The sequence below is a fragment of the Streptomyces boluensis genome (assembly GCF_009908195.1).
Taxonomy (GTDB): domain Bacteria; phylum Actinomycetota; class Actinomycetes; order Streptomycetales; family Streptomycetaceae; genus Streptomyces; species Streptomyces boluensis.
Genome location: NZ_JAAAHS010000283.1, coordinates 1 through 10,059 on the forward strand (window position 1 = coordinate 1; position 10,059 = coordinate 10,059).

9 protein-coding genes, 1 pseudogene and 1 riboswitch are annotated in these 10,059 nt (G+C 69.0%); of the genes and pseudogenes, 9 read left to right on the top strand and 1 reads right to left on the bottom strand.

Annotated features, from left to right (window positions below):
* Positions 1 to 228 (bottom strand): annotated as a pseudogene (locus GUY60_RS38575) (hypothetical protein); the annotation flags it as partial.
* 271 nt (positions 229 to 499) lie between these two features.
* On the opposite strand from GUY60_RS38575, the gene rpsB reads away from it, so the two are divergent.
* The 9 genes from rpsB to GUY60_RS27575 form a co-directional block, all read left to right on the top strand.
* Positions 500 to 1,411 carry a 30S ribosomal protein S2 gene (gene rpsB, locus GUY60_RS27535; protein WP_161702556.1) on the top strand — a complete coding sequence of 304 codons (912 nt, stop codon included), beginning with the start codon at positions 500 to 502 and terminating at the stop codon, positions 1,409 to 1,411.
* 143 nt (positions 1,412 to 1,554) lie between these two features.
* Positions 1,555 to 2,391, top strand: coding sequence for a translation elongation factor Ts (gene tsf, locus GUY60_RS27540; protein ID WP_161702558.1), 837 nt, complete (start codon positions 1,555 to 1,557; stop codon positions 2,389 to 2,391).
* Positions 2,392 to 2,574: 183 nt separating this feature from the next.
* Complete coding sequence (gene pyrH, locus GUY60_RS27545; RefSeq protein ID WP_187370141.1) at positions 2,575 to 3,336, top strand: UMP kinase; 762 nt, start codon at positions 2,575 to 2,577, stop codon at positions 3,334 to 3,336.
* Between the two features lie 133 nt (positions 3,337 to 3,469).
* Positions 3,470 to 4,027, top strand: coding sequence for a ribosome recycling factor (gene frr, locus GUY60_RS27550; protein ID WP_161702561.1), 558 nt, complete (start codon positions 3,470 to 3,472; stop codon positions 4,025 to 4,027).
* Positions 4,027 to 5,133 (top strand): phosphatidate cytidylyltransferase, encoded by a 1,107-nt coding sequence (locus tag GUY60_RS27555; protein WP_161702563.1) that lies wholly within the window; start codon positions 4,027 to 4,029, stop codon positions 5,131 to 5,133. Before frr ends, GUY60_RS27555 begins: the two co-directional genes overlap by 1 nt.
* Positions 5,134 to 5,253: 120 nt before the next feature.
* On the top strand, positions 5,254 to 6,360 hold the full coding sequence (gene rlmN / locus GUY60_RS27560; protein WP_161702566.1) for a dual-specificity RNA methyltransferase RlmN: 1,107 nt from the start codon (positions 5,254 to 5,256) through the stop codon (positions 6,358 to 6,360).
* Positions 6,361 to 6,441: 81 nt separating this feature from the next.
* Positions 6,442 to 6,548: riboswitch (TPP riboswitch) on the top strand.
* The gene (locus tag GUY60_RS27565; RefSeq protein WP_161702568.1) at positions 6,542 to 7,633 is read left to right on the top strand and encodes a thiamine ABC transporter substrate-binding protein; all 1,092 of its coding nucleotides are present in this window, start codon (positions 6,542 to 6,544) and stop codon (positions 7,631 to 7,633) included. It overlaps the preceding riboswitch by 7 nt.
* Before the next feature lie 53 nt (positions 7,634 to 7,686).
* The gene (locus tag GUY60_RS27570; protein ID WP_161702571.1) at positions 7,687 to 9,294 is read left to right on the top strand and encodes an ABC transporter permease; all 1,608 of its coding nucleotides are present in this window, start codon (positions 7,687 to 7,689) and stop codon (positions 9,292 to 9,294) included.
* On the top strand, positions 9,295 to 10,059 hold a 765-nt coding region (locus GUY60_RS27575; RefSeq protein ID WP_161702570.1), incomplete at its 3' end, for an ABC transporter ATP-binding protein. It lies immediately after the preceding gene.

The window sequence follows — 10,059 nt, forward strand, 5'->3', positions numbered from 1 at the left end:
GCCGTAGGGGGTGGCGGGTGGGTCCCAGCCGCGGAGGACCGGCGGTGGTCCGGCGCCGGTGCCGGGGACGGGCCAGGCGCGGTCGGTGACCGGTGCCGGTGGTTGCGCGGGGGTGCCGGGCCTGGTGTGCGGTGCCGGGGTGTGAGGCGGGTTCGCGGTTGCTGTGGCCGTGCAGAGCAGGGCGGGGGCGAGGAGTGCTGTGGCGAGGGTTCTGGCTGTGCGGTGCATGGGGTGAGCTTGCCGGGAGTGGGGGTGGGGGCGCTGATCTTGACCGGGATCTGTGGAGTACTCGCGGGTTGTGGATAACCGCGTCACCCGGTGGGTCGCGGGTCCCGTACACTTCTTGTGGCGATCCGGGTCACCGGGTCGACTTCGCACGCCCCGACATCTGGCTGCAGAGCCGGTAGATGTCAGCGCCCCTCGGTCCCGTACGCGAGTACGTGGCACGGCGCGCGCCGGGGTGTCAGGACATAACCGAGAAAACCCAAGGAGTACGGCCATGGCCGTCGTCACGATGCGGGAGCTGCTGGAAAGCGGCGTCCACTTCGGTCACCAGACCCGTCGTTGGAACCCGAAGATGAAGCGTTTCATCTTCACGGAGCGCAACGGCATCTACATCATCGACCTTCTCCAGTCGCTGTCGTACATCGACCGCGCCTACGAGTTCGTCAAGGAGACCGTCGCCCACGGCGGCACGGTCATGTTCGTCGGTACGAAGAAGCAGGCGCAGGAGGCGATCGCCGAGCAGGCGACCCGCGTCGGCATGCCCTACGTGAACCAGCGCTGGCTGGGCGGCATGCTCACCAACTTCTCGACCGTCTACAAGCGTCTGCAGCGCCTCAAGGAGCTTGAGCAGATCGACTTCGAGGATGTGGCCGCGTCCGGCCTCACCAAGAAGGAGCTCCTGGTCCTCTCGCGTGAGAAGGCCAAGCTGGAGAAGACCCTCGGTGGTATCCGCGAGATGCAGAAGGTGCCCAGCGCCGTCTGGATCGTGGACACCAAGAAGGAGCACATCGCTGTCGGTGAGGCCCGGAAGCTCAACATTCCGGTCGTCGCGATCCTCGACACGAACTGTGACCCCGACGAGGTCGACTACAAGATTCCGGGCAACGACGACGCGATCCGCTCCGTCACCCTGCTCACCCGTGTGATCGCCGACGCTGTCGCCGAGGGCCTCATCGCCCGCTCCGGTGGCGCTGGTGAGGGCAAGGGCGAGAAGGCCGCCGGCGAGCCGCTCGCCGAGTGGGAGCGCGACCTGCTCGAGGGCGAGAAGAAGGCTGACGCCGAGAAGGTCGAGGCCGACAAGCCCGCCGAGGACGAGAAGGCCGTCGAGGCTGTCGAGTCCGCCGAGGCTGAGAAGCCGGCTGAGGCCGAGAAGGCCGACGAGGCCCCCGCCGCCGAGCAGGCCTGATCCGTAACGGATCTCAGGTTCGGTAGTTGACGGCGGGGGTCGAGAGGCCCCCGCCGTTCACCCGTCACCGTAGACTCCGGTCGCCCCGGGCTTTCCAGGGGTTTCGGGCGGCCGTCCCAGACTTCAGAAAGATTCACTGAATCATGGCGAACTACACCGCCGCCGACGTCAAGAAGCTCCGGGAGCTCACCGGCGCCGGCATGATGGACTGCAAGAAGGCGCTCGACGAGGCCGATGGCAGTGTCGACAAGGCCGTCGAGGCGCTCCGTATCAAGGGTCAGAAGGGCGTCGCCAAGCGCGAGGGCCGTTCTGCTGAGAACGGTGCCGTCGTCTCCCTGATCGCCGACGACAACACCGACGGTGTCATCGTCGAGCTGAAGTGCGAGACGGACTTCGTCGCCAAGGGTGACAAGTTCCAGGCCGTCGCGAACGCGCTCGCCGCGCACATCGCCGCCACCAAGCCGGCCGACCTCGCCGCGCTGCTCGCCTCGGAGATCGAGCCGGGCAAGACCGTGCAGGCGTACGTCGACGAGGCCAACGCGAACCTGGGCGAGAAGATCGTCCTGGACCGTTTCGCGCAGTTCTCGGGCGCTTTCGTCTCGGCGTACATGCACCGCACCATGCCCGACCTGCCGCCGCAGATCGGTGTTCTGGTCGAGCTGGACAAGGCTGACGCCGATCTGGCCAAGGGTGTCGCGCAGCACATCGCCGCGTTCGCGCCGAAGTACCTGACCCGTGACGACGTCCCGGCCGAGGTCGTCGAGTCCGAGCGTCGCGTCGCCGAGGAGACCACCCGCGCCGAGGGCAAGCCCGAGGCCGCGCTCCCGAAGATCGTCGAGGGTCGCGTCAACGGGTTCTTCAAGGAAGTCACGCTGCTTGGTCAGCCGTACGCCCTTGACAACAAGAAGTCCGTCGAGCAGGTCCTCAAGGAGGCCGGTGTCAGCCTGAAGCGCTTCTCGCGCATCAAGGTCGGCATCTGAGTCCGTACCGCGATCGACTCAAGACCCCGCTAGGGTCGACAGCAGCCGTCCGGGACAGGATGCGTCCACGGAATGCCGTGGGCGGCGGACGACCGCAGATCTGACGAGGAGGCCATTGCCGCAGTGGGACGTAAGTACCCCCGGCAATGGCCTTCTTGTATGTGTGCCACGCAAGAGAGCGAGATCTCCATGACCAAGGCCGACCAGAGCGGCGACGGCAAAACGACCGGCCGATTTCTGCTGAAGCTCTCCGGTGAGGCGTTCGCCGGGGGTGGGGGCCTGGGCGTCGACCCCGACGTGGTGCACGCCATCGCGCGTGAGATCGCGGCCGTGGTGCGGGACGGCGCGCAGATCGCCCTCGTCATCGGCGGCGGCAACTTCTTCCGTGGCGCGGAGCTTCAGCAGCGGGGCATGGACCGGGCCCGCTCCGACTACATGGGCATGCTCGGCACCGTCATGAACTGCCTTGCGCTGCAGGACTTCCTGGAGAAGGAAGGCATCGACAGCCGGGTGCAGACCGCCATCACCATGGGGCAGGTCGCCGAGCCGTACATTCCGCTGCGGGCCGTGCGGCACCTGGAGAAGGGCCGCGTCGTGATCTTCGGCGCCGGTATGGGCATGCCGTACTTCTCCACCGACACCACCGCCGCGCAGCGCGCCCTGGAGATCGACGCCGAGGCGATGCTGATGGGCAAGAACGGCGTCGACGGGGTGTACGACTCCGACCCGAAGAAGAACCCTGACGCGGTGAAGTTCGACGCCCTGGAGTACGGCGAGGTCATCACCCGTGACCTGAAGGTGGCCGACATGACGGCCATCACGCTGTGCCGGGACAACAAACTGCCCATCCTCGTCTTCGAGTTGCTGACGTCGGGCAACATCGCTCGCGCCGTCAAGGGCGAGAAGATCGGCACGCTCGTCAGCGACGAGGGCACCCGTAACTGACCCTCATCTCCCGGGCGGGGCCCGGGGGATGGACAATGTCCTGCCGGTCGGACACCGTGCAGGAATACGCGACGCAGCCGGCCGCCCACGTGCATGCCGGGCCTCACTCACTCAAGACACGCAGGAGCAAGTGGTGATCGAAGAGACCCTCCTCGAGGCCGAGGAGAAGATGGAGAAGGCCGTCGTGGTCGCCAAGGAGGACTTCGCCGCGATCCGTACGGGGCGTGCCCACCCGGCGATGTTCAACAAGATCGTGGCCGACTACTACGGTGCGCTGACCCCGATCAACCAGCTCGCCTCGTTCTCGGTGCCGGAGCCGCGGATGGCCGTGGTGACCCCGTTCGACAAGAGCGCGCTGCGCAACATCGAGCAGGCGATCCGGGACTCCGACCTGGGCGTCAACCCGAGCAACGACGGTCACATCATCCGGGTGACGTTCCCGGAGCTGACCGAGGAGCGTCGCCGGGAGTACATCAAGGTCGCCAAGACCAAGGCCGAGGACTCGAAGGTCTCGATCCGCTCGGTGCGCCGCAAGGCCAAGGACACGATCGACAAGGCCGTCAAGGACGGCGAGGTCGGCGAGGACGAGGGCCGTCGTGCGGAGAAGGAGCTCGACGACACCACCGCGAAGTATGTCGCGCAGGTGGACGAGCTGCTCAAGCACAAGGAAGCCGAGCTGCTCGAGGTCTGATGAACGACTCTTCCTGGGGGGCTCCGCCGCAGGCCGGCCACTGGGGACCGCCCGAGATGGGCTCCGTCCAGGGGCGCTCCCCGGCGGGTCCTGCCTACGATGAGGCCGGTGCGCAGCAGACTCGGCCCATGCCGATCGTGCCCGAGGTGCCTGACACCAGTGGAGACGCTGCAGACCGCGACGACCGGGAAGCGGGGGCCGCTCTGGCGGGTGGCCCCCTGTTCCGCGACGAGATGCCGCAGGAGCCCATGGCAAGCCCCACACCTCAGGTGCCGCAGCCGCCGCAGAAGAAGCGTGCGGGCCGCGATCTGCGGGCGGCCATAGGGGTCGGTGTCGGTCTGGGCGCGGTGATCGTCGCGTCCCTGTTCGTCGTGAAGGCGCTGTTCGTCGGTGTCATAGCGGTCGCCGTGGTCGTCGGTCTGTGGGAGCTGGCCTCGCGGCTGCAGGAGCGCAAGGGCATCAAGGTGCCGCTCGTGCCGCTCGCGGTGGGCGGTGCGGCGATGGTCGTCGCCGGTTACGCGCGGGGTGCCGAGGGTGCCTGGGTCGCGATGGCGCTGACCGCGCTCGCGGTCCTGGTGTGGCGGATGACGGAGCCCCCCGAGGGTTATCTGAAGGACGTCACGGCCGGGGTGTTCGCGGCGTTCTACGTGCCTTTCCTCGCGACGTTCGTGTCGATGATGCTGACCGCAGACGACGGCGCCTGGCGGGTGCTGACGTTCCTGGTCCTGACGGTGGTCAGCGACACCGGTGCGTACGCGGTGGGCTGGCGGTTCGGCAGGCACAAGCTGGCGCCGCGTATCAGTCCCGGCAAGACCCGTGAGGGGCTGCTCGGCGCGGTGTCGTTCGCGATGGTGGCGGGCGCGCTGTGCATGCAGTTCCTGATCGAGGACGGCACCTGGTGGCAGGGGCTGCTGCTCGGTCTCGCGGTGGCGGTGAGCGCGACGCTCGGTGACCTCGGCGAGTCGATGATCAAGCGGGACCTGGGCATCAAGGACATGGGCACGCTGCTGCCCGGTCACGGCGGGATCATGGACCGCCTGGACTCGCTGCTCCCGACGGCGCCCGTGGTGTGGCTGCTGCTGGTGCTCTTCGTCGGCTCCGGCTGACCCCAAAAGGATCTCGCTGAGGCTTTCGTCAAGGCTCTGAGCTGCGGTTTTTACGGTTGCGGGCTCGTCGTCCACAGGGCGGCGGGCCCGTTGTCGTATGTCTGCGACACTGGTACAGCCATGCCTAAGCCCGGAGAACTCACTTTCGTCGCGCCCCGCGGAGCCAAGAAGCCGCCGCGGCACCTCGCCGACCTCACGCCCGCCGAGCGCAAGGAAGCGGTGGCCGCGATCGGCGAGAAGCCGTTCCGCGCCAAACAGCTGTCCCAGCACTACTTCGCGCGGTACGCCCACGACCCCGCGCAGTGGACGGACATTCCCGCCGCCGCGCGCGGCAAGTTGCAGGAAGCGCTGCTGCCCGACCTGATGTCGGTGCTGCGGCACATCAGCTGTGACGACGACACCACCCGTAAGACGCTGTGGAAGCTGCACGACGGCACGCTCGTCGAGTCGGTTCTGATGCGGTACCCGGACCGGGTCACCATGTGCATCTCCTCGCAGGCCGGCTGCGGGATGAACTGCCCGTTCTGCGCCACCGGTCAGGCCGGTCTGGACCGGAACCTGTCCACCGCGGAGATCGTCCACCAGATCGTGGACGGCATGCGGGCGCTGCGGGACGGCGAGGTCCCCGGTGGGCCCGCCCGGCTGTCCAACATCGTGTTCATGGGCATGGGCGAGCCGCTCGCCAACTACAACCGGGTCGTGGGTGCCATCCGGCGGCTCACCGACCCCGAGCCCGACGGCCTCGGTATCTCGCAGCGCGGCATCACGGTGTCCACGGTCGGTCTGGTGCCGGCGATGCTGCGGTTCGCCGACGAGGGCTTCAAGTGCCGGCTCGCGGTGTCGCTGCACGCCCCCGACGACGAGCTGCGCGACACCCTCGTACCCGTCAACACCCGGTGGAACGTCAACGAGGTGCTCGACGCCGCGTGGGAGTACGCGGACAAGTCAGGGCGCCGCATCTCCATCGAGTACGCGCTGATCCGCGACATCAACGACCAGGCGTGGCGCGGTGACCGGCTCGGCCGGCTCCTCAAGGGCAAGCGGGTCCATGTGAACCTGATCCCGCTGAACCCGACGCCCGGCTCGAAGTGGACGGCGTCGCGGCCCGAGGACGAGAAGGCGTTCGTCGACGCGATCGCCGCGCACGGGGTGCCCGTCACCATCCGGGACACCCGCGGCCAGGAGATCGACGGAGCCTGCGGGCAGCTCGCCGCGTCCGAGCGCTGAGCAGCACCGCACGTGGGCCGGGCTGGGTCAGCCCGGCCCACGTGCAGTACCGTGCATTCGTACAAATGAATTTCGACACGTGAATTCCGACAGGGGAGCGCCACCAGGGCGCTGAGAGTGCGGCACCGCCGCAGACCCTCGGACCTGATCCGGGTCATACCGGCGTAGGGAGTCAGCAGCAATGATCAACAGTACTTTTCGGCGTGCCTGCGTGGCCGTGGTCTGCGGAGCCATCGGCGTCACCGGCCTTGCCGCGTGCGGCAGTTCGGACGGGTCGGGTGCCTCCGGTGAGGACTCCAAGACCGTCACTCTCGTCACCCACGAGTCGTTCAACGTCTCCCCGAAGGTGCTCAAGGCCTTCGAGAAGGAGTCCGGGTACAAGGTCGACGTCCTCAAGAGCGGTGACGCCGGGCAGGTCGTCAACAAGGCGGTCCTGTCCAAGGGCAACCCGCAGGGCGACGTCCTCTTCGGTGTCGACAACACCCTGCTGTCCCGCGCCCTCGACAACAAGCTGTTCACGCCGTACGAGGCCAAGGGCCTGGACCAGGTCAAGGGGGAGTACAAGGCGGACGGGCAGCACCGGGTCACGCCCGTCGACACCGGCGACATCTGCGTCAACTACGACAAGAAGTACTTCGCGGACAAGAAGCTGGCGCCGCCGAAGAACCTCGACGACCTGACGAAGCCCGCGTACAAGAACCTCCTCGTCACCGAGAACGCCGCCACCTCCTCGCCCGGCCTCGGCTTCCTCCTCGGCACCGCCGCCGAGTACGGCGACGAGGGCTGGCAGGGCTACTGGAAGAAGCTCAAGGCCAACGGCGTCAAGGTCGTCGACGGCTGGGAGCAGGCGTACTACGAGGAGTTCTCCGGCTCGTCGGAGGGCAAGAAGGCCAAGGCCGACCGGCCGCTCGTCGTGTCGTACGCGTCCAGCCCGCCCGTCGAGGTGTTGTATGCCAAGCCGCAGCCCAAGGAGGCGCCCACCGGTGTTGCCACCGGCACCTGCTTCCGGCAGACCGAGTTCGCCGGGCTGCTCGACGGCGCGAAGAACGAGAAGGGCGGCAAGGCGCTCCTGGACTTCCTGATCAGCAAGGAGTTCCAGGCGGACATGCCGCTGAACATGTTCGTGAACCCGGTGCGCGAGGGCATCCAACTGCCCGAACTCTTCACCGAGTTCGGCGCGAAGGTCGACGACCCGAAGACCCTGGACCCGAAGAAGATCGCGGAGCACCGTGAGGACTGGGTCAAGTCGTGGCAGTCGCTGGTTCTGAAGTAAAGGCCCGCGCACCGCACAAGGACCGTCGCGGGAGCGCGGTGCGGCTCGGCCTGATGGCCCTGCCCGCCGCGTTCTTCGCGGTGTTCTTCGCCTGGCCGGTCGCGGCGATCGTCGCCCGCGGCCTGAAGGTGGAGGGGAGCTGGCGGCTCGGCCGGCTCGCCGACGTGCTCGGCGACCCCGACATCCTGCACGTCCTGTGGTTCACCGGCTGGCAGGCCCTCGCCTCCACCGGGCTCACCCTGATCATCGCGCTGCCCGGCGCGTATGTGTTCGCGCGCTTCGACTTCCCTGGCAAGGAACTGCTGCGCGCCGTGGTGACCGTGCCGTTCGTGCTGCCCACCGTCGTCGTCGGCACCGCCTTCCTGGCGCTGCTCGGACGCGGCGGCGCCCTCGACAGCCTGTGGGGCGTGCGCCTCGACACCACGGTGTGGGCGATCCTCCTCGCCCACGTGTTCTTCAACTACGCCGTCGTCGTCCGCACCGTCGGCGGCCTGTGGGGGCAGCTCGACCCCCGCCAGGAAGAGGCCGCGCGGATGCTCGGCGCCTCCCGGCTCGCCGCCTGGCGCCGGGTCACGCTGCCCGCGCTCGGCCCGGCCGTGGCGGCGGCCGCGCTGATGGTGTTCCTGTTCACGTTCACCTCGTTCGGTGTCGTGCAGATCCTCGGCGGGCCCACCTTCGCCACCCTCGAAGTGGAGATCTACCGCCAGACCGCGCAGCTCCTCGCCCTCGACACCGCCGCCGCCCTCACCCTCGTCCAGTTCGCCGCCGTCGGCGCGATCCTCGCCGTGCACGCCTGGACCGTGCGCCGCCGCGAGTCCGAGCTGCGGCTCGTCGACGCCGCGCAGACCGCCCGCCGCCCGCGCGGCGCCGGACAGCGGATGCTCCTCGGCGCGGTGCTGCTCACCGTGCTGCTCCTGATCGTCGTCCCGCTCGGGGTGCTCGTCGAGCGCTCCCTGCACACCGCGGAGGGGTACGGCCTCGGCTACTTCCGGGCCCTGACCTCCGAGGAGGGCGGCGCGTTCCTCGTACCGCCCATCGAGGCCATCGGGAACTCTCTGGAGTACGCGCTCGCCGCGACCGCCATCGCCCTCACCGTCGGCGGTCTCGCCGCGGCCGCCCTCACTCGGCGTGCCGGACGCCTTGTCCGCGGCTTCGACGCGCTGCTCATGCTGCCGCTCGGGGTGTCCGCCGTCACCGTCGGCTTCGGCTTCCTCATCACCCTCGACGAGCCGCCGCTCGACCTGCGCTCCAGCTGGATCCTCGTACCGCTCGCCCAGGCCCTCGTCGGCGTGCCCTTCGTCGTCCGCACCATGCTGCCCGTGCTCCGCGCCGTCGACCATCGGCTGCGGGAGGCCGCCGCGGTGCTCGGGGCCTCGCCGTGGCGGGTCTGGCGCGAGGTCGACCTGCCGCTGGTACGGCGCGCGCTGCTCGTCGCCGCGGGCTTCGCGTTCGCCGTGTCGCTCGGCGAGTTCGGGGCGACCGTGTTCATCGCCCGGCCCGACAACCCGACGCTGCCCGTCGCCGTCGCCACCCTGCTCGGCCGGGCCGGAGAGCTCAACTACGGGCAGGCCATGGCCCTTTCCACGATTCTGATGCTGGTGTGCGCGGCCTCCCTGCTGCTGCTCGAACGCATCCGCACCGACCGGACCGGAGAGTTCTAGATGCTGCGACTCGACGACGTGTCCGTGCGCTTCCGCGGCCCCGGCGGCACCCCCGCCCTCGACGGTGTCGACCTCGACGTCGCCGAGCACGAGACCGTGTGCGTGCTCGGGCCCAGCGGCAGCGGCAAGTCCACCCTGCTGCGCGTCGTCGCCGGGCTCCAGGACACCGACGGCGGCCGGGTCCTGCTCGGCGACCGCGACCAGCGCGGCGTACCGGCGCACAAGCGCGGCGTGGGCCTGATGTTCCAGGACCACCAGCTGTTCCCGCAGCGCGACGTCGCCGGCAACGTCGCCTTCGGCCTTCGCATGCACCACGTGCCACGTGCCGAACAGGACGCCCGCGTACGGGAGTTGCTCGACCTCGTCGGACTGCCCGGCGCCGGGAAGCGGGCCGTCGGCTCGCTGTCCGGCGGCGAGCAGCAGCGCGTCGCCCTCGCGCGGGCGCTCGCCCCGCGGCCCCGGCTGCTGATGCTGGACGAACCGCTCGGCCAGCTCGACCGCTCCCTACGCGAACGGCTCGTCGTCGAACTCCGGGAACTGTTCCGCGAGTTGGGCACCACCGTGCTCGCCGTCACCCACGACCAGGGCGAGGCCTTCGCGCTCGCCGACCGGGTCGTCGTGATGCGCGACGGGCGGATCGCGCAGAGCGGCACGCCCCTCGACGTGTGGCAGCGGCCCGCCGACGCGTTCGTGGCCCGCTTCCTCGGCTTCGACAACGTCACGCCCGGCACTGTCACGGGCGAGGCCGCCGACACCGGCTGGGGC

What these genes read in the sequence shown, in the direction of transcription:
- rpsB (WP_161702556.1), top strand. Translation starts at nt 500, where the DNA reads ATGGCCGTCGTCACGATGCGGGAGCTGCTGGAAAGCGGCGTCCACTTC.
- tsf (WP_161702558.1), top strand. Translation starts at nt 1,555, where the DNA reads ATGGCGAACTACACCGCCGCCGACGTCAAGAAGCTCCGGGAGCTCACC.
- GUY60_RS27555 (WP_161702563.1), top strand. Translation starts at nt 4,027, where the DNA reads ATGAACGACTCTTCCTGGGGGGCTCCGCCGCAGGCCGGCCACTGGGGA.
- rlmN (WP_161702566.1), top strand. Translation starts at nt 5,254, where the DNA reads ATGCCTAAGCCCGGAGAACTCACTTTCGTCGCGCCCCGCGGAGCCAAG.
- GUY60_RS27565 (WP_161702568.1), top strand. Translation starts at nt 6,542, where the DNA reads ATGATCAACAGTACTTTTCGGCGTGCCTGCGTGGCCGTGGTCTGCGGA.
- GUY60_RS27570 (WP_161702571.1), top strand. Translation starts at nt 7,687, where the DNA reads ATGGCCCTGCCCGCCGCGTTCTTCGCGGTGTTCTTCGCCTGGCCGGTC.